The organism is Streptomyces sp. NPDC000878 (assembly GCF_053599695.1).
In genome coordinates, this window is record NZ_JBSFMT010000006.1 from 171,968 (window position 1) to 193,618 (window position 21,651).

16 protein-coding genes are annotated in these 21,651 nt (G+C 70.5%); 9 read left to right on the top strand and 7 right to left on the bottom strand.

Annotated elements, in window-relative coordinates:
- The 4 genes from ACWDR4_RS08470 to ACWDR4_RS08485 all read left to right on the top strand — a co-directional run bounded on the left by ACWDR4_RS08470 (position 1) and on the right by ACWDR4_RS08485 (position 4,558).
- The gene (locus ACWDR4_RS08470) at positions 1-1,947 is read left to right on the top strand and encodes a fumarate reductase/succinate dehydrogenase flavoprotein subunit (protein WP_450405543.1); all 1,947 of its coding nucleotides are present in this window, start codon (positions 1-3) and stop codon (positions 1,945-1,947) included.
- Positions 1,944-2,693 (top strand): succinate dehydrogenase/fumarate reductase iron-sulfur subunit, encoded by a 750-nt coding sequence (locus ACWDR4_RS08475; RefSeq protein ID WP_450405545.1) that lies wholly within the window; start codon positions 1,944-1,946, stop codon positions 2,691-2,693. The genes ACWDR4_RS08470 and ACWDR4_RS08475 overlap by 4 nt, the downstream gene beginning before the upstream one ends.
- Positions 2,694-3,002: 309 nt before the next feature.
- Entirely contained in the window at positions 3,003-3,776 is a 774-nt protein-coding gene (locus ACWDR4_RS08480; protein ID WP_450405548.1) for a GNAT family N-acetyltransferase, read from the top strand.
- Complete coding sequence (locus ACWDR4_RS08485; RefSeq protein WP_450405551.1) at positions 3,776-4,558, top strand: lysophospholipid acyltransferase family protein; 783 nt, start codon at positions 3,776-3,778, stop codon at positions 4,556-4,558. The genes ACWDR4_RS08480 and ACWDR4_RS08485 overlap by 1 nt, the downstream gene beginning before the upstream one ends.
- Positions 4,559-4,644: 86 nt before the next feature.
- On the opposite strand, the gene ACWDR4_RS08490 is transcribed toward ACWDR4_RS08485, so the two are convergent.
- Positions 4,645-5,670, bottom strand: a complete 1,026-nt coding sequence (locus ACWDR4_RS08490; RefSeq protein ID WP_450405553.1) for an LLM class flavin-dependent oxidoreductase — start codon at positions 5,668-5,670, stop codon at positions 4,645-4,647.
- Between the two features lie 97 nt (positions 5,671-5,767).
- On the opposite strand from ACWDR4_RS08490, the gene ACWDR4_RS08495 reads away from it, so the two are divergent.
- From ACWDR4_RS08495 to ACWDR4_RS08515, 5 genes are all read left to right on the top strand, one after another.
- Positions 5,768-6,298 carry a DinB family protein gene (locus ACWDR4_RS08495; protein WP_450405556.1) on the top strand — a complete coding sequence of 177 codons (531 nt, stop codon included), beginning with the start codon at positions 5,768-5,770 and terminating at the stop codon, positions 6,296-6,298.
- A gap of 45 nt (positions 6,299-6,343) precedes the next feature.
- Positions 6,344-6,829 (top strand): cation:proton antiporter regulatory subunit, encoded by a 486-nt coding sequence (locus tag ACWDR4_RS08500; protein ID WP_450405559.1) that lies wholly within the window; start codon positions 6,344-6,346, stop codon positions 6,827-6,829.
- 7 nt (positions 6,830-6,836) lie between these two features.
- Positions 6,837-8,069 (top strand): cation:proton antiporter, encoded by a 1,233-nt coding sequence (locus tag ACWDR4_RS08505; protein ID WP_450405562.1) that lies wholly within the window; start codon positions 6,837-6,839, stop codon positions 8,067-8,069.
- A gap of 202 nt (positions 8,070-8,271) precedes the next feature.
- Positions 8,272-8,811, top strand: coding sequence for a hypothetical protein (locus ACWDR4_RS08510; RefSeq protein WP_450405564.1), 540 nt, complete (start codon positions 8,272-8,274; stop codon positions 8,809-8,811).
- A 299-nt stretch (positions 8,812-9,110) separates the two neighbouring features.
- On the top strand, positions 9,111-11,297 hold the full coding sequence (locus tag ACWDR4_RS08515; protein WP_450405567.1) for a hypothetical protein: 2,187 nt from the start codon (positions 9,111-9,113) through the stop codon (positions 11,295-11,297).
- Positions 11,298-11,316: 19 nt separating this feature from the next.
- On the opposite strand, the gene ACWDR4_RS08520 is transcribed toward ACWDR4_RS08515, so the two are convergent.
- From ACWDR4_RS08520 to ACWDR4_RS08545, 6 genes are all read right to left on the bottom strand, one after another.
- Positions 11,317-12,000, bottom strand: a complete 684-nt coding sequence (locus ACWDR4_RS08520; RefSeq protein WP_450405568.1) for a response regulator transcription factor — start codon at positions 11,998-12,000, stop codon at positions 11,317-11,319.
- Entirely contained in the window at positions 11,997-13,217 is a 1,221-nt protein-coding gene (locus tag ACWDR4_RS08525) for a sensor histidine kinase (protein WP_450405571.1), read from the bottom strand. The genes ACWDR4_RS08520 and ACWDR4_RS08525 overlap by 4 nt, the downstream gene beginning before the upstream one ends.
- A gap of 116 nt (positions 13,218-13,333) precedes the next feature.
- Entirely contained in the window at positions 13,334-15,547 is a 2,214-nt protein-coding gene (locus tag ACWDR4_RS08530) for an MMPL family transporter (protein ID WP_450405574.1), read from the bottom strand.
- Between the two features lie 204 nt (positions 15,548-15,751).
- Complete coding sequence (locus tag ACWDR4_RS08535; protein ID WP_450405577.1) at positions 15,752-18,556, bottom strand: beta-L-arabinofuranosidase domain-containing protein; 2,805 nt, start codon at positions 18,554-18,556, stop codon at positions 15,752-15,754.
- A gap of 60 nt (positions 18,557-18,616) precedes the next feature.
- A complete protein-coding gene (locus ACWDR4_RS08540) occupies positions 18,617-20,029 on the bottom strand; it encodes a family 43 glycosylhydrolase (protein WP_450405737.1) in 1,413 nt (470 codons plus the stop codon).
- Positions 20,030-20,260: 231 nt separating this feature from the next.
- Complete coding sequence (locus ACWDR4_RS08545; RefSeq protein ID WP_450405580.1) at positions 20,261-21,475, bottom strand: right-handed parallel beta-helix repeat-containing protein; 1,215 nt, start codon at positions 21,473-21,475, stop codon at positions 20,261-20,263.
- Positions 21,476-21,651 lie beyond the last annotated feature (176 nt).

Here is a 21,651-nt window from a genome sequence, read left to right on the forward strand (position 1 = left end):
ATGACCTACACCGAATACGTCACCGGCGAGCCCCTCGTCGACCACAAGGCACCCGCCGGCCCCGTCAACGAGCGCTGGGACACGCGCCGTTTCGAGGCCAAGCTGGTCAACCCCGCCAACCGGCGCAAGCACACCGTCATCGTCGTAGGGACCGGGCTGGCGGGTGGTTCCGCCGGGGCCACGCTCGCCGAACAGGGCTACCACGTCGTCCAGTTCTGTTACCAGGACTCCCCGCGCCGCGCCCACTCGATCGCCGCCCAGGGCGGGATCAACGCGGCGAAGAACTACCGCAACGACGGCGACTCCGTCCACCGGTTGTTCTACGACACCGTCAAGGGCGGCGACTTCCGCGCCCGCGAGTCCAACGTCCACCGGCTGGCGCAGATCTCCGTCGAGATCATCGACCAGTGCGTCGCCCAGGGCGTGCCCTTCGCGCGCGAGTACGGCGGTCTGCTCGACACCCGCTCCTTCGGCGGCGTCCAGGTCTCGCGGACCTTCTACGCCCGCGGCCAGACGGGCCAGCAACTGCTGCTCGGTGCCTACCAGGCGCTGAGCAGGCAGATCGCCGTCGGGAACATCGAGATGCACGCGCGCACCGAGATGCTCGACCTGATCGTCGTGGACGGGCGGGCCCGGGGGATCGTCGCCCGTGACCTGATCACCGGGGAGATCTCCAGCCACTTCGCGGACGCCGTCGTACTGGCGAGTGGCGGCTACGGCAACGTCTTCTACCTCTCCACGAACGCCATGAACTCCAACGCCACCGCCGTCTGGCGGGCCCACCGGCGCGGCGCCCACTTCGCCAACCCCTGCTTCACCCAGATCCATCCGACCTGCATCCCGCGCACCGGCGACCACCAGTCCAAGCTCACCCTGATGAGCGAGTCACTGCGCAACGACGGCCGGATCTGGGTACCGAAGGCCAAGGGGGACCGGCGGCCCGCCAACGAGATCCCCGAGGACGAGCGCGACTACTACCTGGAGCGGATCTACCCCTCCTTCGGCAACCTGGTGCCGCGTGACATCGCCTCCCGCGCCGCCAAGAACGTGTGCGACGAGGGGCGCGGCGTCGGACCCGGCGGGCAGGGCGTCTACCTCGACTTCGCCGACGCCGTCCGGCGGATGGGACGTAAGGCCGTCGAGGAGAAGTACGGCAACCTCTTCGACATGTACGCGCGGATCACCGCCGAGGACCCGTACACGGTCCCCATGCGGATCTATCCCGCCGTGCACTACACGATGGGCGGTCTCTGGGTCGACTACGACCTCCAGACCACCGTCCCCGGCCTGTTCGCGATCGGCGAGGCCAACTTCTCCGACCACGGCGCCAACCGGCTCGGCGCCTCCGCGTTGATGCAGGGCCTCGCCGACGGCTACTTCGTCCTCCCGGCCACCATCAACGACTACCTGGCACGCCACCCCGGCCAGGATCCCGTCGACGTCCAACACCCTGTCGTACAGGAGGTGTTGGCGGAGACCGAGGACCGCCTGAACCTCCTCCTCTCCGTCGACGGCGACCGCACCCCCGACTCCTTCCACCGTGAACTCGGCGAACTGATGTGGGAGTTCTGCGGAATGGCCCGCAGCGACAGCGGCCTGCGCAAGGCCCTCGAACGCATCCCGCAGATCCGCGAGGAGTTCTGGCGGCGGATCAAAGTCCCTGGCACCGGCGAGGAGTTCAACCAGTCGCTGGAGAAGGCGAACCGCATCGTCGACTACCTCGAACTGGCCGAGCTGATGTGCCTCGACGCCCTGCACCGCGCCGAGTCCTGCGGCGGCCACTTCCGCGAGGAGTCCCAGACCCCGGACGGCGAGGCGGAGCGCAGGGACGACGAGTTCTCGTACGCCGCCGCCTGGGAGTTCACGGGGACGGGCGAGGCCCCGACCCTGCACAAGGAAGACCTCGTCTTCGAGTACGTCCATCCCACCCAGCGGAGCTACGCATGAAGCTCACCCTGCGCGTCTGGCGGCAGCGCGACGCCGACGCCGACGGCGCCATGTCCACGTACGAGGTGGACGGCATCTCGGCCGACATGTCCTTCCTGGAGATGCTCGACACCCTCAACGAGGAACTCATCCTCAAGGGCGAGGACCCCGTCGCCTTCGACCACGACTGCCGCGAGGGCATCTGCGGCGCCTGCTCGCTCGTCATCAACGGCGACGCGCACGGGCCCGAGCGCACCACCACCTGCCAGCTCCACATGCGGTCCTTCGAGGACGGCGACACCATCGACGTCGAGCCGTGGCGTGCCGCGGCGTTCCCCGTCGTCAAGGATCTCGTCGTCGACCGGTCCGCCTTCGACCGGATCATCCAGGCCGGCGGCTACGTCACCGCCCCGACCGGCGCCGCCCCCGAGGCCCACGCCACCCCCGTACCGAAACCGGACGCCGACTTCGCCTTCGAGCACGCCGAGTGCATCGGCTGCGGGGCCTGCGTGGCCGCCTGCCCGAACGGCGCGGCGATGCTCTTCACCTCCGCCAAGGTCAACCACCTGAACGTCCTGCCGCAGGGCGCGCCCGAGCGCGAGACGCGGGTCCTCGACATGGTCGCGCAGATGGACGAGGAGGGGTTCGGTGGGTGCACGCTGGCCGGCGAGTGCGCCACCGCCTGTCCGAAGGGCATCCCGCTCGTCTCCATCACCGGGATGAACAAGGAGTGGCTGCGAGCTGCTCGGGGAGTGGCAAAGCGATAGTCCCGTTGTCGGGTGCGCGTCCGTCGTGGCTGGTCGCGCCCACCCGGCGGAGCCGTAAATGTCACAGCCCCGCGCCCCTTTGGGGCGCTTCAGTGACCGTTCGCCGACAAGGTGCGGACGGGCGGGACCGGTAGTGGTGCTCATTGCCGGTCCCGCCAGGCACCCCTGGCATTCAACAAGCTCACACCCGCACTCTCTTCGAGGGTCACGCGCCGGACAGCCGCGGTCGGAAGAACTGATGCGGCCGGACGTAACGGGACCGGCCAGCTCGCCGCCTCGCCGTCCCCGGCCCGTGACCAGGAGAGAGCCATGACCGGCGTTTCCACCATCGAACGTCCCCCGCTCCCCGCCGCACCCACCCGCTACACCGTCACCCTCGCCCGCGACGAGGACGACGTACGAGCCGCGCAGCGCCTCCGACACGACGTCTTCGCCGGTGAACTCGGCGCCCTGCTGTCCTCCCCGCAGCCCGGCCTCGACATCGACCCCTTCGACGCCTACTGCGACCACCTGCTGGTCAGCGACACCGTCACCGGCCAGGTCGTCGGCACCTACCGGCTGCTGCCCCCGGAGCGGGCCGCGATCGCCGGACGCCTGTACTCCGAGGGCGAGTTCGACCTCTCCCCGCTCGACGCGATCCGCCCCGGCCTCGTCGAGGTCGGCCGCTCCTGCGTCCACCCCGACCACCGCGACGGCACCGTCATCGGCCTCATCTGGGCCGGGATCGCCCGCTACATGGTCGACCGCGGCCACGACTGGCTGGCCGGCTGCTGCTCCATCCCGCTGTCCGACGGCGGCACCCTCGCCGCCGGCACCTGGGACCGCGTCCGCGACCGGCACCTGGCCCCGGAGGAGTTCCGGGTACGCCCGCTGCTGCCCTGGTCCGCCGAGGGCGTGACCCGTCCCGACGGCCGCACCGAACTGCCCCCGCTGCTGCGCGGCTACGTCCGCCTCGGCGCCTGGGTCTGCGGGGAGCCCGCCCACGACCCCGACTTCGGGGTCGCCGACCTGTACGTGCTGCTGTCGATGCGCCGGATCAACCAGCGCTATCTGCGGCACTTCCTCTCCCTCGTCCCGGCCTGATGAGCGTCTGGCTGCCCAGCGCGCCCTGCACCCCGAGAGCGTGCGTGGAGACGAAGGGTGCCACGACGGCCCCACCCCTGGCCGTCCTGCGACTGATGGCCGTCCTGGTCGTCCTGCTCGCCGGCATCACGCTGTGCCCGCTCGGCAGGAGGATCCCTGCCGGGTGGGTACGGCTCTGGGTCCGTGTCATCGTGCGGGCGGCGGGGGTCCGGCTGCGGATGACCGGCCCCGCGGCTCCCACCGGGGGTCTTCTGCTGGTCGCCAACCACATCTCGTGGCTGGACATACCGCTGCTGGCCGCCGTACGGCCCGCCAGGATGCTGGCCAAGGCCGAGATACGGGGGTGGCCGGTGGCGGGCGCGCTGACCGCGACCAGCGGGGCGTTGTTCATCGAGCGGGACCGGCTGCGGGCGTTGCCGCAGACGGTCGGGAAGATCGCGGAGGCGCTGCGCGAGGGGACGGCTGTTGTTGCCTTTCCCGAGGGCAGTACCTGGTGCGGGAAGGCTCAGGGGCACTTCCGCCGGGCCGTGTTCCAGGCGGCGCTGGATGCGGGGGTGCCTGTTCAGCCGGTGCATTTGCATTACCGGGTTGCCGGGGGAGCGGCGAGTACTGCGCCTGCGTTTGTCGGTGAGGACTCTTTGCTTACGTCGGTCTGGCGGGTGGTGTCGGCGCGGGGGCTGGTGGCGGAGGTGGAGGTTCGGGATGTGATTGCGCCGGGTAGTTGTGTGGATCGGCGTGCGCTGGCGCGTGCGGCGCAGCCGTCGGTGGTGGGGGTGCATTAGCCGTCGTGGGCGGGTGCGGGTTCGTTGTGGCTGGTCGCGCAGTTCCCCGCGCCCCTGAAAGGAGGGCGGCTGCGCCGCCTCTCCTTTCAGGCCCTCAGCAGGTCGGCCAGTTTGCTGTAGGAGTCCAGTAGGGCCGTTCGGTCGTACGTGCTGGTCGTGACCAGGACCTCCTGTGCGGCCGTTTCCTTCAGGACGGTCTCCAACTCGTGGGCCACCTCGTCCGGTGTGCCGACGAGGTGGCCCACGAGCCCGGACTCGTAGAAGCCGCGCTCCTTCGTCGTCATCTTGCGGGACTCGACCCGTTCGGCGGGCGGGAGCGGTGGGAAGGTGCCGTGGGTGCGGGAGTACGCCATCGACCAGGCCTCGGGGATCAGGAGCCGTCGGGCCTCCTCCTGCGTTGCGGCCACCGCTACCGTCCCCGAGATCACCACGTACGGCTCGCTCGCCCAGGGCGACGGTCGGAACGCGGCACGGTACGTGTCGATGCCGCGCAGCATCCGGTCGCGGGAGCGCAGGTCGCCGATCACCATGGGCAGGCCCGCCCGGGCGGCGATCGTGGCGCCCTCGCCCATCGCGAGCACGAAGGGTGGGACGGTGAGGCCCTCGGCGGGGCGGGCACGCACCCCCGTCGGGGACGTGCCGGCGAACCAACCGAGCAGTTCGTCGAGCTGGGCCGCGAAGTCCTCGGCCATGTCCTTGTCGCGGCCCAGGGCTCTGCGTACGCCGTCGGTGAAGCCGACCGAGCGGCCCAGGCCCATGTCGATCCGGCCCGGGAACAGGGACTCCAGTACCCCGAACTGCTCGGCCACGACCAGGGGTTGGTGGTTGGGGAGCATCACTCCGCCCGTGCCTACCCGGATGGTGCGTGTCGCTGCTGCCACCGCCGCGGCCAGTACCGTCGGCGCGGAACCGGCGACACCGGGTACGCCGTGGTGCTCGGAGACCCAGAACCGGTGGAAGCCCAGCCGTTCCGCCTCCCGGGCCAGCGCGACCGTGTCCCGCAGGGCCTCGGAGTCCGGGTGGCCCTCCCGGGTGCGGGACCGGTCCAGCACGGAGAAGCGGGTCGCCGACAGGATCGACCCCGCGGCGGGGCGTGGTGCTGGGTTCGGCATGGCTGCTCCGGACATCCTCGGCTGTGTCCGTGTCAGCGATCTTCCGGCCGCCTCTATTCCTCGCGGCCCGCCGGGGACGTGTGGAAGGGTGCTGTACATGTCGACTACACCGGACGGACGTCCCATACCTCCCGCGCACGCCGACGAACGCGCCATGCTGAGTGCCTGGCTCGACTTCCACCGGGCCACCCTCGCCCTCAAGTGCCAGGGCCTCGACGACCGGCAGTTACGCCTCACCTCGGCGGCACCCTCGGAGCTGACCCTGCTCGGGCTCGTCCAGCACCTGGCCGAGGTCGAACGGAACTGGTTCCAGCGGGTGTTCGGGGGCCTCGACATGCCCCTCCTCTATCCTGAGGGCAAGGGCGACGGTTACACCCTCGTCCCTGAACGTGGTCTCGACGAGGCGTTCGCCGTCTGGCGGGCGGAGATCGGGCGGAGCCGTGAACTTGTTGCCGCCGCAGCCTCGTTGGACGACTCCGGGCGCCTCTCGGAGGCGGAGGCGGCCCAGGTCGGTGGCCAGGGGATCTCGCTGCGGTGGATCATGGTGCACATGATCGAGGAGTACGCCCGCCACAACGGCCACGCCGACCTCCTGCGCGAACTCGTCGACGGGACCTCGGGAGCCTGAGCCCGACCAAAGGTTCAACACCTTCAACCAGCAAGGGGATTTCACGTGTCTGCGCCACGCCTGCGGGCGACTCCGCTGCCGGGTATCGGGGTTCAGTACGACCTTGTCACGCGTGAGCACCGGCATCTGTCGGTCGTGGCCCACCGTGACGGCGGCCGTACCGTGAACCTGTACCAGGCCGACGATCCGGACTCGTGCGCCCAGTCGCTGCGGCTGACCGCGCCCGAGGCCGCCTCGCTGATCGACGCCCTGAGCCCCTCCCACCACAGCTCCAGTCTGCTGTCCACCACTCCGTTGGGGCTGGTGGCGGAGCGCGTGGAGGTGGCCGCCGGGTCGCGCTGGAACGGACGGGTGCTCGGGGAGACCCGGATGCGGACGGAGACCGGCGCGTCCGTGGTCGCGGTGCTGCGGCGGGCCGAGGCGATCCCCTCCCCGACGCCGCACTTCCGGCTGGCCGGCGGGGACGTGATCATCGTGATCGGTACCCGCGAGGGCGTCGACGCGGCTGCGGCGATACTCGGACGGGAGTGACATCGCCATGCACTCCCAGGTCCTGCTGATCGAGTTCGGCTCCATCATCCTCGCGCTCGGGCTGCTCGGCCGGATGGCCGCCAGGCTGAGCTTCTCCCCGATACCCCTCTATCTGCTCGCCGGTCTCGCCTTCGGCGAAGGCGGGCTGCTGCCGCTCGGCGCGAGCGAGGAGTTCATCGCCACCGGCGCCGAAATCGGCGTCATACTCCTGCTGTTGATGCTCGGCCTCGAGTACACGGCCACCGATCTCGTCTCCAACCTCAAGTCCCACTACCCGGCAGGGCTGGTGGACTTCACCCTGAACGCGCTGCCCGGCGCCGCCGCCGCACTGCTGCTCGGCTGGGGCCCGGTCGCCGCCGTCGTGCTCGCCGGGGTCACCTGGATCTCGTCCTCCGGAGTCATCGCGAAGGTGCTGGGCGACCTGGGCCGGGTCGGCAACCGGGAGACCCCGGTCATCCTCAGCATCCTGGTCCTGGAGGACCTGGCGATGGCGGTCTATCTGCCCATCGTCACCGCGCTGGTGGCCGGCGTCTCGCTCGCCGCCGGCAGCGTCACCCTGGCGATCGCGCTCGGGGCCGCCGGACTGGTGCTGTTCGTGGCCGTCCGCTTCGGCCGGGTCATCTCCCGCTTCGTCTCCAGCGACGACCCCGAGAAACTGCTGCTGGTCGTCCTCGGTCTGACCATCCTCGTCGCGGGCATCGCCCAGCAGCTCCAAGTCTCCGCAGCCGTAGGGGCGTTCCTCGTCGGGATCGCGCTGTCGGGGGAGGTCGCCGAGGGGGCGCACACCCTGCTCAGTCCGCTCAGGGACCTGTTCGCGGCCATCTTCTTCGTCTTCTTCGGGCTGCACACCGACCCGGCGAGCATCCCGCCCGTTCTGCTGCCCGCCCTCGGCCTGGCCGCCGTCACGGCGCTGACGAAGATCGCCACCGGCTACTGGGCGGCCCGGCGCGCCGGAATCTCGGTCAAGGGCCGCTGGCGCGCGGGCGGCGCGTTGGTCGCGCGCGGTGAGTTCTCCATCGTCATCGCGGGCCTCGCGGTCACCGCCGGCGTCGAGTCCGACCTCGGTCCGCTGGCGACGGCGTACGTCCTGATCCTGGTCGTCGCGGGCCCGCTCACCGCGCGCTGGACCGAGCCCCTGGCCGCCCGCCTCGGCGCGTGGCGAGCCCGGCGCGCCCGCCCCGCGACCCCGGCCGAGGCGCCCACGGACGAGACGGTGCAGCCCACGACCGTCGGCGACTGACAGGCCCCGTACGAAGCCACCCACGCCGGGATTGCGCCCGGCGGTGGGTGGCTTCGGCATGTCCGGCTTCGTTGCTGTTTGCCGCAACTGCCGTGTCTCCTCAGGGGATTGACGTTCCCTTTGCTTCCCGTTGACATTCCTCCTGGCTTGAAGTTAGGTATGCCTTACCTAACAGTCAGTCGAGAAGGGTGCCCCTCCGATCATGAGATCTCCGCTGTCCGCACGTACCGCCGCCCGTGCCGGTCTCGCCGTCGTCGCATCCACCGCGCTGACCCTGGGGCTCGCGACCTCGGCGTCCGCCGCGACCTCGACCCGTAGCGTCGTCGACGGCACGACCACCTACAACCTGTCGCTCACGGCGCCCGACACCGCCGCCGCGACGGGCCAGGTCATCACCGTCACGGGCAGCGGCTACAACACCGGTCAGGGCATCTACGTCAGCCTGTGCGTGGTGGACGGCGCCCAGGGTGCCACCAAGCCGACCCCCTGCCTCGGCGGTCAGGACGAGAGCGGCACGACCGGTGCCTCGCACTGGGTCAACAACACCTTCGGCGGCCTGTTCGCCAACAGCTCCACGTTCGGCACCGGCGGCACCTTCAGCGTGCAGATCTTCGTCAAGGCCACCCTCGACGACGGCCAGGTCTGCGGCGAGGACGTCACCTGTGCCGTCGTCACCCGCGCCGACCACTTCGACACCAACGACCGCAAGTACGACGTCCACGCCCCGATCACCTTCCAGTAGTCGTTGCCGTTGCCTGTACGGAGCCCGGCCGGTCGATACCCGGCCGGGCCTAGGGCCTGTCCGGCGGCTCATGCCGGACACGCGGGTCTTGGCACGCCGATCTGCGGCGTTGTCGTGGTTGCCGACTCCCCCACGCTCGACTGCGCTCGCGCGGGGGGACCCCCACCGCGTCGACGCCCTCCTCCGCCTTGCAGCTCGACGCACCAAGACCCGCTCACGTACGTCGACAAGGCGCCGTCGCCTTCCTCCAGCCTGATCCGCCGGACAGGCCCAGCCCGTGGCTCACTACCGAGGACCCCATGACTCATTCACGCCGCAGACTCTGGGCGGCGGCCTCGCTGTCCGCCGCCTCCGCCCTCTCGCTCGCCACCCTCGGCGCCGGTTCCGGTGCCCAGGCCGCCGACACGCCGAAAACCGCCCTCGGCAAAGAGGGCCAGCGGCTCACCGTCTCCGCGTCCGCCGGTCTCGCCCCCGACGGCGAGACCCTCCAGGTCACCGGCGCGGGATACGACCAGACCAAGGGCATCTACGTCGCCCTCTGCAAGGACAACGGCGACAACCGCGTCCCCAGCCCCTGCCTGGGCGGTGCCGACACCTCCGGCGACGGCGCGGCCTCCCGCTGGATCGTGCCCAAGGGCGACACCTACGAGGGCGACCTCGCCGTGGCGTACGGCGACGGCGGCACCTTCGACGTCACCCTCGACATCAAGGCCGCGGGCGACGGCCTCGACTGCGCCCAGGTGTCCTGCGCGATCGTCACCCGCGTCGACCACCGGGGCAGCGGCGACCGCTCCCAGGACGTACGCGTCCCCGTCACCTTCACCGGCCAGGAGCCCGGCGACGGCGGTGAGGGTGTCGACGTACCCGCCGGGACCGTCAGCTACCGGCAGGCGGCCGAGTTCACCACCACCGGCAAGCCGCTCGACGTGCTCCTGCACCCCGACTCCGGGAAGCTGTACGTCGGTTCGGACAACCTCGCCGACACGGCCGACGTCGACGAGCGCGGCCTGTACGTCCTCGACCCCGCCGACGGCACCGTCCGCAGCCACATCAGCCAGGCCCCCGGCACCAACGGCGTCCTGCGCATCGCCGCAGCCGCACAGATCGCCGCCGCGCTCCCCGGGGACGGCGTCCTCTACCGCTACCCCCTGCGCGGCATCGGCACCGCGAAGGACGGCGACGCGAGCGCGAAGGGCGTCTGGCTGACCGGCGCGACCATCACCGACCTCGGCCCCGGCACCGCCGCCGACACCGTGCTGGTCGCCCAGGGCGCCACCCTCTCCGAGCTGGAGACGGCCACCGGCGCGGTCCGCCGCACCCTGACCCTGGACGGCGGACGCCGGATCGCCGTCGACTCCGTCCGGGCCGCCGTCTGGTCCGCGGGCTCCTCCGCCGGACAGCTGCGCCGTGTCGACACCGGCACCTTCACCGTGACGGCCACCGCCGAACTCCCGGACGCGGCCATCGGGTTCGTCGAGACCGACCCCGCCACCGGCAACGTCTGGGTGGGCGTGGGCAGTTCGGTGCTCGTCTTCGACCAGGACGCGAAACTCCTCGCGACCGTCGAGGGCACCGACGAGGCCGCGGCAGCCGCGTTCGACGCGTCGACGGGGCGGGTCTTCGTCGTCCGGCAGGACAACGGCGACACCGGCAGCGGCGGCGACAACAACGGTTCGCTCGCCGTGTACGACACGACCACGTTCAAGGCCGCCGTCGAGGCCGTCCCGCTGCCGGGCAACCACTCCCAGCTGGGCTCGGCAGCGATCACCGTCGCCGCCGACGGCAGGACGGTCTACGTGACCAGCCCCGCCGAGGGCAAGGTGGTCAAGCTCGACCGGTTCGTCTCGCCGAAGGTCGTCCAGGCGCCGACGGACCAGACGGTCACGGTCGGCGACACGGTCACCCTCATCGCCCAGGCGGAGGGCACCCCGGAACCGACCGTGCGCTGGCAGGTCAGCACGGACGGGGCACAGACCTGGCAGGACCTGCCGGACGCGACCGCGAACACGTACGCCTTCACCGCCGAGACCGGCCACGACGGCCACCGCTACCGCGCCGAGTTCGCCAACACGGCCGGCACCACCCGCACCACGCCCGTCACCCTCACCGTCACCGCCGAGTCGACCACCGGAGGCGACACGGGTGGCGACGGCGGCACGACCGGCGGAACCGACGGGGGCACCACCGGCGGCAGCACCAACGGCGGTACGACGGGCGGCAGTTCGACCGGAGGGAGCACGACCGGGGGCGGCACCACGGGCGGCACCGACACCACCGGCGGCTCGGGCTCCACCACCGGCGGCACCACGGCCACCGGCGGCACCACGGCCACCGGCGGCACCGGCGGCAGCCTCGCCTCCACCGGCGTCGGCGTCATCGGGATGGCCTCGGCCGCCGCCGCGCTCACGGCGGCCGGCTGGTTCGCGTACCGCAGTGGTCAGCGGAAGGGGACCGACGGGCTCAGCCCCCACACCGGAGCAGACTGAACCGGAACGACTCCATGCCTCAGGACTCCTGCGGCGGCACCGCCCGCACCAGCCCCGACTGGTAGGCGATGACGACCAGTTGGGCCCGGTCGCGGGCGCCCAGCTTCGTCATCGCGCGGTGCACATGGGTACGGACGGTCAGCGGGCTGACGTACAGCTTCTCCGCGATCTCGTCGTTCGAGCCGCCCTCGGCCGCCAGGCACATCACCTCCCGTTCGCGGGTGGTGAGCGCCGCGAGCCCCTCCGGGGTCGCCAACTGGGTGCCCGGAGCGGGGGAGTTGAGGAAGCGGGTGATGAGGGTGCGGGTGGCGTTGGGGGAGAGGAGGGAGTCACCGGCGGCCACCGTACGGATGCCGGCGAGCAGTGCCTCGGCCGTCACGTCCTTGCCGAGGAAGCCGCTCGCGCCGGCCCGCAGCGCCTGGGCCACGTACTCGTCCGTCTCGAACGTCGTCAGGATCAGCACGCGCGTCGCGGACAGCTCGGGGTCGGCGCAGATCGCGGAGGTGGCGGCCAGACCGTCGGTGCCCGGCATCCGGATGTCCATCAGGACCAGGTCGGGGTGGTGGACGCGGGTCAGCTCGACCGCCTCCCGGCCGTCGATGGCCTCGCCGACCACCGTCATGTCGGTCTCGGAGTCGATCAGGATCCGGAACGTCGCCCGCAGCAGGGCCTGGTCGTCGGCGAGCAGGACGCGAATCGTCATGGGGTGCGCTCTTCTTCTTCGGAGGGCTGGGGGTAGAGGGGCAGCGCGGTGGAGACCTCGTAACCGCCCTCGGGGCGGTGTCCTGCCTCCAGGTTGCCGCCGACGGACTGGGCGCGCTCCCGCATCCCGATGAGACCGAAACCGCGCGCGGGCGTGGCCGGGGCGGGACCCGCGGGGACCGTGACGGCGGTGGCGTTGTTGGCGACCGTGATGGTCAGCCGGTCCGCCGAGTACGCGAGTTGTACGCACGCCGTCGCGCCGACGGCGTGCTTGGTGATGTTGGTGAGCGCCTCCTGCACGATCCGGTACGCCGTCAGGTCCACCCCCGGGGACAGCGGGTGCTCCTTGCCCACGGTGGTGAGGGTGACCGTGAGGCCGGCGGCCTGGACCGTGTCGATCAGCTCGGGGAGCCGGGAGAGCCCGGGGGCCGGTTCCAGCGGCGCCTCGATGTCGTCGGCGTGGCGCAGCAGACCGACGGTGGCCTTGAGTTCACGCAGCGCCGACGAGGTCGTGCCGGTGAGGTCGTTCAGCATCCGGCGGGTCTGCTCCGGGTTGCTGCGCGCGAGATGCGCGGCCGTGGTCGCCTGGGCGTTGGCCAGGGCCAGATGGTGGGCGACGACGTCGTGCAGCTCCCGCGCGATACGCATCCGCTCCTCGGTCACCCGGTGGCGGGCCTCCTCGTCGCGGGTCCGCTCGGCGTGCTCGGCACGGGCGTGCACGGCCTCCAGATAGGCGTGGCGCATACGCCGGGAGCTGCCGGTGGCGACAGGGACCAGTACGTAGGCGATGGGGGCGACCGTCTTGAGGACGAGCGGATGGTCGACCGGGTCGAGGATCGTGGCCGTCGCCACCAGCAGGACGATCATGCCGATGGTGTAGTAGCGGGTCGTCCGCCGGTCGGTGAGGATGGCCAGCCAGTAGATCGCGACCATGGCGGGCGCCAGCATCAGCACGGTGAGCAGATAGCCCAGCGCGCTCGCGGTCATGGCACAGACCGTGGTCACCATGACGGCCGTACGGGGATGGCTGCGGCTCAGGAGCACGCCCGTGCACGCGTTGACGGCGATGAGCACGGCGGGCCACAGGCCCTCCGGCGGGGTGGAGCCGGGCAGGGTGACCCTGGCGCCGATCAGGAAGAGGGCGAACAGGGTCACGACGGTCACCGTGTCGACGACACGGGGATGACGTGCCATGTGGCGCTCCACGTCGATGCTCATCGTCTTTCTCCGGTCAGGGGGCGTGGACCCATGGTCCACGACAGTGCGTCATGACGTCCGGCGAGGGCCGCCCGTGTGTCCAGCACGGGCGACCCCCAGGGCGTACGGCCGATGTGTCAGACCCGGACCGCCTCCCGGTCTGCCGTACCGTCCGCCCCGTTCTCGGGTGTGGCCGCCCTGTGCGCGAGTGCCTCGCCCTCCACGTCGACCCGGGGCAGCACCTTGTCCAGCCAGCCCGGCATCCACCAGGCGGCCTTGCCGAGCAGCGCAAGGACCGCGGGGACGAGCGCCATCCGGACGACGAAGGCGTCGAACAGGACGGCCACCGCCAGTCCGAAGCCGATCATCTTGATGATCGACTCGCCGGCTCCGATGAACCCGGAGAAGACGGCCATCATGATCAGCGCGGCGGCGACCACGACGCGTGCGCTGTACCGGAACCCGGTGACGACCGCCTGCGCGGGCCCGTCCCCGTGGACGTACGCCTCCCGCATCCGGGCGACCAGGAACACCTCGTAGTCCATCGCGAGGCCGAAGACGATGCCCACCAGGAAGATCGGCATCATGCTCATGATCGGACCGGTGGTTTCCACGCCGAGCAGGTCCGCACCCCAGCCCCACTGGAAGACCGCGATGACGGAACCGAGCGCCGCCAGCACCGACAACAGGAAGCCCAGGGCCGCCTTGATCGGTACCAGGATCGACCGGAAGACCAGCAGGAGCAGCACGATGGCCAGACCCACGACCACGATCAGGTACGGGATCAGCGCGTCCTGCATCTTCTGGGCGACGTCGATGTTCGCCGCCGTGGTGCCGGTGACGCTGAACTCCGCGTCCGTGCCGGCCACAGTCGCCGGCCGCTCGGACCGGATCTTCTTCACGAGGTCCTGCGTCTTCTTGTCGGTCGGCGCGTCGGCCGGGACCGCGGAGAAGATCGCCGTGTCGCCGGCCGTGTTGAAGCGGGCCTGGGAGACGGACACGACCCCCTTCGTGGCGGCGATCTTCTCGGAGACCGTCGCCACCGCGCCCTTGGCGTCGGCGGCCCCCTTGGCGTCCACGACGATCGTCAGCGGGCCGTTGAAGCCGGGGCCGAAGGCCGTCGCGAGGTCGTCGTAGGCGCGGCGCTCGGTGGTGGAGGTCGGCTTGGCCTCGTCACCGGACGTGCCCAGCTGAAGGTCCATCACCGGTATCGCGAGCGCGCCGAGACCGGCCACCGAGGCGATCAGCACCGGGACCGGACGGCGCAGCACGAACCGGGCCCAGCGGGTGCCGCCGTTCTGCTCGGCGGCGGGCTTGATCTGCCCGCTCTTGCGGGCGGAGCGCGAGAGGAGCGCGTTCGGCCAGAAGCCCACCAGGGCCGGGACCAGCGTCAGCGCGACGAGCACACCGACACCGACCGCGCCCGCCGCCGCGAGGCCCATCTTCGTCAGCATCGGCACCCCGACGACCATGAGCCCGGCCAGCGCGATGACGACGGTGAGCCCGGCGAAGACGACCGCCGATCCCGCGGTGCCGGTCGCGAGCGCAGCCGCCTCCTGGGGACCGTGCCCCTTGCCGCGCTCCTCCCGGTACCGGGACACGATGAACACCGCGTAGTCGATACCGCAGGCCAGCCCCAGCATGCTGGCGAGCGTCCCGGTCGTCGACGACAGACCGAGCGCGCTGCTCAGCGCCAGGATCGAGGCCATGCTGACGCCCACCCCGATGACCGCGGTCAGCAGGGGCAGCCCCGCCGCGGCCATCGAACCGAAGGTGATGAGGAGGACGAGGGCCGCGATGGCGATACCGATCGCCTCGGCCGTACCGCCCGCCGCGGGCGTGGTCGCCAGTGCCGTACCGCCGACCTCTACGGTCAGCCCCGAGCCCTGCGCCTCCTTAATGGCGTCCTTGAGATGGTTCTTGGTGGCGTCGCTGAGATCGTCGGGCTTGGCCTTGTAGCTGACGGTGGCGTACGCGGTCGAGGCGTCCTCGCTGACCGCCTTGGCCTGGAAGGGATCGGCGGCGGACGAGACCTGCGAACCGTCGGCCACCTCGCCCACGAACTTCTCGATCGCCGCCCGGTTCTCGGTGGCGGTGACCTTCTCGCCGCCCGGGGCCACGAAGACCACCCGGGCACTGGCGCCATGTGCGTTGGAGCCGGGGAACCGCTGGTCCATCAGGTCGAATGCCTTCTGGGACTCGATCCCCGGCATCGTGTTGTCCGCGTCGGGAGCGGCGGGCGCCGTGGCCGCACCGGCACCGACGGCGGCGAGCACCGCCACCCACATCAGGGCGACGTACCAGCGCCGCCGGAAGGCCAGTCGGCCCAGCTTGTACAGGAAGGTAGCCACGAGGGGGAGGTCTCCACATCATCGGAACTCGGGTACCTGCCAAGGCTCCCGGTACCGACCCCCTCCCGTCGTCGTGCGCCTGTCGACAATCGCGACTACTGAGAACGCAGTACAGGCGCCCGCACCCTCGTCCCCGCGCACGACGGGCGGTACCCCTTGAGGAGGGGTACCGCCCGTCGGCCGATCAAGGCCCGTACGACGCGATCAGGACACGTACGACGCCGCTTGTGCCGTGCTCACCACCGTGTTCGCGGACGCTTGCGTGAGCAGTCCCGCCGTCACCCAGGCCGCCGTCGTCGACTGCACCCGAGTCACCAGCGCGGCCTTGTTGGCGAAGGGTGCCCCGGCCCAGATCTCGTCGAGCAGCGTGGTCCCGTCGGCCTTCGCCGGATTGGCGACCCCGGAGGAGACGGTCCCGAATACGACCGTCGGCTCGGCGCGCCGGACGTAGGCGTGCGTCGCGTCCTCGGTCCCCTCGCTGAACGGCGCGAACTCGGTGCCGTTCAGTGTGTAGTGCAGCGGCTTGCCGCTGACCGGGGTGAGGGAGGGCAGCAGATCGCCGGAGAGCGCCGCGTTGCGGTACAGCCCGAAGGACAGATAGCTCGTGCTCGTACTCCGGGCCACCAGGTTCACCGGCCCGTAGAACAGGGTCTGGAGCGACGGATCGTCGAGCGCCTTCTCGACCCGCAGCCGGAACGGCACGCTGATCCGTACGACATCCCCGGCACGCCAGGTCCGCGACACCGTGAAGTAGCTCCCGGCGACCGGAGTCCCGCTCACCGCCTGCCCGTTGACGGTCACCTGGAACCCGGCCGCCGCCCAGACCGGCACGCGCAGCCGCAGTGTGAAGGCCGCGCTGCCGCCCCCGAACGTGAGCGTGGTGCCCTGCTCCTTCGGATACTCGGTGGTCTGGGTGACCGTGACGCCCTTCTCCGCCCAGGTCAGGGTCGAGGGGCTGTAGAGGTTGACGTACAGGGAGGCGCCGTCGGCCGACTTGAAGTACACGGAGTCCTGGTACTTCGTGGCGCTCTCCATGCCCGTGCCCTCGCAGCAGGTCGTCCCCTGCTTGGGCGTGTAGTCGCGCACATGGCCGGGCGTCAGCCCGATGAAGTACGTGACGAGGGGCTTCTCGGCGTCGGCCTTGTCCTGCTTGGAGCCGAGCACCTGGTTGTAGAGCGCCCGCTCGTAGTAGTCCATGTACTTCGGGTCCTGCTCGTGGAAGAACAGCATCCGGCTGAGTTTGAGCAGGTTGTACGCACAGCAGCTCTCGGCGGTGGTGTCGCTGATCGTCCCCGCGATCACCCCGCGCGCCTTCCAGAACTCGGCGGTGCTGGTGCCGCCGATCCCGTACATGCGCTGCGGGATCACCATGCCCCAGAAGTTCTTCGCGGCGGTCAGATAGCGCGTCTCGCCCGTCGCGTCGTACAGCCGCACGTATCCGGTGAAGATCGGGATGTGCTGGTTGGCGTGCAGGCCGTTGAGGATGTCGTTGTTCGCCGCGCACGCGTCGATGAGCGTGTCGAGGTCGAACAGCCTGGCCAGGGCGAGGTGTTCGGCCTTGCCGGTGATCGTGTACAGGTCCACGATCGTCTCGACGATGCCGCCGAACTCACCGCTGGAGAAGATCCCCCACATCCGCTGCAGGGTGGCGTCGGGCAGCTTGGACAGCCGGGAGTACATCCAGTCGCACATGCCCGACGCGAGGTCCAGCGCCCGGGCGTCGTCGGTCGCGAGATAGGCGTCCAGCAGACCCTTGAGGATCTTGTGCGCCGTGTAGTAGGGCGCCCACACTCTCGTGTAGTCGCCGCTCGTCATCGACTCCAGGGCGATGAACTGCGTCTCCGGGTAGGCGGCGAGGAAGCCCTGGTGGCTCGGGCCGCCCCAGGTGCGGCGCAGGGTGGCGGTCAGTCCGCGTCCGGAGGCGTCGCCGAAGGTGGAGCCGGTGGTGGCGGAGAAGTAGTACGAGGCGAGGTTGCCGAGCCCGGCGGAGGAGTTCTTGGCCTCGTTGCCCTGGAGTGAGGTGAGGTCGGCGGCGGTCAGGGCGCGCGAGTAGACGTTGAACTCGTCGAAGGCGCCGGCGAAGACGGGGTCGCCGGAGTAGTTCGACCGGCCGAGCCAGTTGTTCGTCAGGGTGCCCAGGACGGACGGGTTGACGGTCATCGCGGTGTTCGTGGCGACGGCGGTGCCGTTGACGTAGAGGGTGCCCGTGGTGCCGGAGATGGTCACCGCGAGGTGGCTCCACTGGTTCAGCGGCAGCGCGGCTGTGCCGTTGAGGCCCTGTTCGCCGCCGGCACCGCTGGTGGTGATGGCGAAGCGCGGCACCCCACCGGCGTTGCGGGAGGCCAGGTACATGTACCGGGTGGTGTCGTTGCCGAAGTCGAAGACCCGCTGCCAGTTGGCGTCGTGCGTGGGCTTCACCCAGATCGACAGGGTGATCGCCGCGGCACCGCCCGGCACGGCCGCCGGAAGGTCCACGTACTGGTAGGAGCCCCGGACGTTCTCGTGCGCGCCGCCCCACCTCCCGGTGACGGTGAGCATGCGCGGGTCGGTGCGCAGCGCGGCGCGTACGTCGGTCAGCGCGCCGACCATCGTCCCGATCTTGGTGGCGTAGGCCTGGTCGCCGGTGCTCGCGTAGGCCTGCGACAGCATGCTGAGGAAGTGCCCGGTGTAGTGGCCGCGCAGATTGCCGTTGGCCTCGCCGTCGAGGCCCTCCCAGCCGCCGGGCGCGACCGCGCCGCCCGTGGAGAGTCCGGCGTTCGCCCGGAAGACCTGGAGCAGCCGGTTCACGTCGTAGCCGCGCCCGTGGTCCAGCATCAGCTGGCGCTTGCTCGCGAAGACGCCCTGGCCGAGCGAGACGTCCTTCAGCTCGAAGGGGCGGAGTGTCCAGGCGGACGGCGCGGGCAGGGCAGCGGCGGCGGCCCGGCCGGAGGCGGCGTAGGCGAACGCGGGCGTGGCGGCGGCGAGTATCGCGCTCTGGAGAAGGAACCGCCGGGAGAGGTGGGGGGTCACATGTGCCTCGTCTCTGAGGGGATGCGGAGGTGCGGAGGTGCGGTGCCGGGGACAGGCCGCCTACTCGGCGTAGTAGGTCGCGTCCTGCTGGTCGAGGGAGGTGCTGAGCGGCTGGAGCTGGAGCAGGCTGTTGTAGTGCCGGACGTAGCGGCCCGGGAAGTTGTACGACTCGAAGGACACCCCGGCCGAGTCGGCGAGGCCCGCCCGCCGGGTGAAGGAGGCGTCGGCCAGGAAGGTGGCGGTGCCGTCGTTCTTCTCCACCCACAGCTCGTAGTTCTTGTGCCGGAGGTAGTAGCCGGGGAAGTTCGCCGACTCCAGCGAGACCGTGCCGGAGCCGGTCAGCCCGGTGACGATCCGGAACTGCGAGTCGGCCAGGTTGGTGACGTTCGCCTCGATCCGCGCCCGGAACTCCCAGTGCCGGATGTACCGGTCGGGGTAGTTGAACGAGGAGAGGCGGACCGGGGTGAGCCCGTCGGAGACCGGGATGCCGAAGTTCGGGGTGCCGTCGGCGTTCCAGTACAGCTTCTGGTAACGGGTGCGCCGGTTGGGGTCGTTGAGCGGATCGCCGCTGATGTCCTTGTAGTTGCGGTCGTGGTAGACGAGGACGTCGGACTTGCCGTCCTCGGAGACCGTGAACGTGTTGTGGCCCGGCCCGTACTGCCCGGTCGAGGCGTTGCTCGTGAACACCGGCTGCGAACTCTTCGTCCAGGACGCCGGGTTGAGCAGATCGGCGGAGGCGGACGCGGTCAGCAGACCCAGGCAGTAGTTGGCGTCGGTGGCGCTCGCCGAGAAGGCCATGAAGATCTTGCCGTTGCGCTGGATGACCGACGGCCCCTCGTTCACCGTGTGCCCGATGATCTCCCAGGACAGCGTGGGCCGGGAGATCATCGCCGGAGTCCCGCTGATCGTCCAGGGGTTGGACATCTTCGCGAGGTAGAGGTTGGTCCCGTCGCCGACGGCCGGGTCGTTCTGCGCCCAGCTCAGATAGCGCGTCCCGTTCACCACGAAGGTCGTCGCGTCGAGCGAGAAGGTGTCCAGCGGCAGCGCGATCCGGCCCTTCTCGGTCCAGGTCCCGGTGATCGGGTTGGCGGCCGAGGTCTCCAGGACGTACGGCCGGATCTTCCAGATGTCGTTGGAGGCACCGGCCGCGAAGTAGACGTACCACTTGCCGTCGATGTAGTGGATCTCCGGAGCCCAGATGTGGGCGCCCATCTCACCGCTGGCGTGCTTGGTCCAGATGGTCGTCTCGGCGGCGGACGCCAGGCCCTGGAGCGTGGTGGCCCGGCGCAGCACGATCCGGTCGTACGCGGGGACCGTGGCCGTGAAGTAGTAGTAGCCGTCGGTGTGCTTGTAGATGTGCGGGTCGGCGCGCTGCGCGGCGATCGGGTTGGTGAAGGTGACGGCCGGGGAGGCCGGGACGGCGGCGAACACCGGGGCGCCGACGGCGACGGGCACGGTCACGGCGACGACCAGGGCCGTGCAGGCCTTGAGGAGCGTGCGTCTGCTGGTCGAGCTGCTGCGGGTGCGGTCCACGGCGAGTCTCTCCTTCGGCGGCCTGTTCCCGGGCCGACATTGTTCGATATATGGAACGGTGTGCGGAGGTTCGACCGGAAGATAGGTATGGGGCGCGAGCGAGTCAATGTTTCCGACAGATTGAATTCCGGTTGATTGCTTACGCCCCCGGATTACGCCTCCGGAGATCGCCTAGAAGCGGGCTCCGATGTTCGTTCCATTGCGCGGTACCAGGAAGTCGGAGGCCGCCGGCAGCGAACCGTCCGCGCGACGCGCGCCCGTGACGGCCGCCGGGTCGGTGCTCAGCACTGACGCGGCGTTCCAAGTGCCGCCCAGATCCCAGGAGTTGCCGGTGGAGACGGTGGCGGAGCCGAGGGCGACGGCCCGTCCGTCGGCGACCGACAGGTTGGCGTTGAGGGTGGCGCGTCCCCCGGAGGTGTCCACGTCGAAGCCGGTGCCCGCGTTCCCGTACGCGGTACTGCGGTTGACGCTGAGGGCACCCGGATTGCCGTTGTCCGTGATGCCGTGCGCCGCGTTCCTGAACGCGGCCGTGTTGCGCAGGACGTGCGCCGCGGCGGGCGCCGGTGTGCCGCCGCCGAGCTTGAAGCCGTTGCCGTCGCCCGCGAAGTCGGGGAAGTTCCAGCGGTTGACGCCGTTGCCGTACGCGATGGTGTTCTCGATCGTGATCGGCGAGGTGAACTTCCAGGCGTCGAAGCCGTCGTCGACGTTGTTCCACAGCCGCGCGCCCCGCACGACGTTGCCGGTCCCGCTGCCCTCCTTGACGGCCAGCCCGTCCGCGCTCTCGCCGTTCTTGCGCGGGTCGCGGTTGCCGTAACTGTCCAGGTCCAGGATCTGGTTGTGGGCGGAGGCGCCCTGGAGCTGGAAACCGGATTCGTAGTTGTCGTGGGTGATCAGGCGGGCGAAGACGTTGTTGTCGCAGCCGTCGCAGTACACGCCGTACGGCCCGTTCACGATCTCCAGCCCCGAGATCCGCCAGTAGGAGGCCTCCTGGTGGATCGCGCCGCGCTCGGCACGCGGGATGCTGCCGCCGACCGGCGTGTGGCTCGCCGGCAGTCGCTCCCCGTCGATCACGACCCGTTCGCCCGGGTAGCCGCCCAGGGTGATGGGCTGGGACGCGGTGCCGGAGGTGGCGATGGTGATGTTGTCGGTGAGCGCGTAGGTGCCCCCGCGTACGGTGATCGTGTCGCCCGGCTTCGCCAGGTCGACGGCCTTCTGGATGGTCCTCAGGGGGTGCGCGGGCGTGCCCGGCGCCGAGTCGTCGCCACCTGTCGCCACGACGAGGGTCGTCGCGGCACTCGCCCCCTCGGCGGCGCCCACGAGCATCCCCGCTGTCATTAACGCGGTGCCCAGGACCGCCGTTCCCGTCCGGATCGCTGCGTTGCGCATGTACGGCTCCCGCCTCTGCCTCGGCTCTGTCGCCAAGGAGTGGCCGCCGGCGCCGTGGAGGTTGCCGGGTCGGCCGACTGGACCGGGTGATGTGTCGTGAGCCTGGGACGGCGAGCGATCAGATACGCGAACGCTGCGGTTCTCGTCTCCACCGGTTCCTGGGCACCTCGCCCCGC

What these genes read in the sequence shown, in the direction of transcription:
- ACWDR4_RS08470 (WP_450405543.1), top strand. Translation starts at nt 1, where the DNA reads ATGACCTACACCGAATACGTCACCGGCGAGCCCCTCGTCGACCACAAG.
- ACWDR4_RS08495 (WP_450405556.1), top strand. Translation starts at nt 5,768, where the DNA reads ATGTCGACTACACCGGACGGACGTCCCATACCTCCCGCGCACGCCGAC.
- ACWDR4_RS08475 (WP_450405545.1), top strand. Translation starts at nt 1,944, where the DNA reads ATGAAGCTCACCCTGCGCGTCTGGCGGCAGCGCGACGCCGACGCCGAC.
- ACWDR4_RS08520 (WP_450405568.1), bottom strand. Translation starts at nt 12,000, where the DNA reads ATGACGATTCGCGTCCTGCTCGCCGACGACCAGGCCCTGCTGCGGGCG.
- ACWDR4_RS08515 (WP_450405567.1), top strand. Translation starts at nt 9,111, where the DNA reads ATGACTCATTCACGCCGCAGACTCTGGGCGGCGGCCTCGCTGTCCGCC.
- ACWDR4_RS08545 (WP_450405580.1), bottom strand. Translation starts at nt 21,475, where the DNA reads ATGCGCAACGCAGCGATCCGGACGGGAACGGCGGTCCTGGGCACCGCG.
- ACWDR4_RS08480 (WP_450405548.1), top strand. Translation starts at nt 3,003, where the DNA reads ATGACCGGCGTTTCCACCATCGAACGTCCCCCGCTCCCCGCCGCACCC.
- ACWDR4_RS08510 (WP_450405564.1), top strand. Translation starts at nt 8,272, where the DNA reads ATGAGATCTCCGCTGTCCGCACGTACCGCCGCCCGTGCCGGTCTCGCC.
- ACWDR4_RS08505 (WP_450405562.1), top strand. Translation starts at nt 6,837, where the DNA reads ATGCACTCCCAGGTCCTGCTGATCGAGTTCGGCTCCATCATCCTCGCG.
- ACWDR4_RS08525 (WP_450405571.1), bottom strand. Translation starts at nt 13,217, where the DNA reads ATGAGCATCGACGTGGAGCGCCACATGGCACGTCATCCCCGTGTCGTC.
- ACWDR4_RS08490 (WP_450405553.1), bottom strand. Translation starts at nt 5,670, where the DNA reads ATGCCGAACCCAGCACCACGCCCCGCCGCGGGGTCGATCCTGTCGGCG.
- ACWDR4_RS08485 (WP_450405551.1), top strand. Translation starts at nt 3,776, where the DNA reads ATGAGCGTCTGGCTGCCCAGCGCGCCCTGCACCCCGAGAGCGTGCGTG.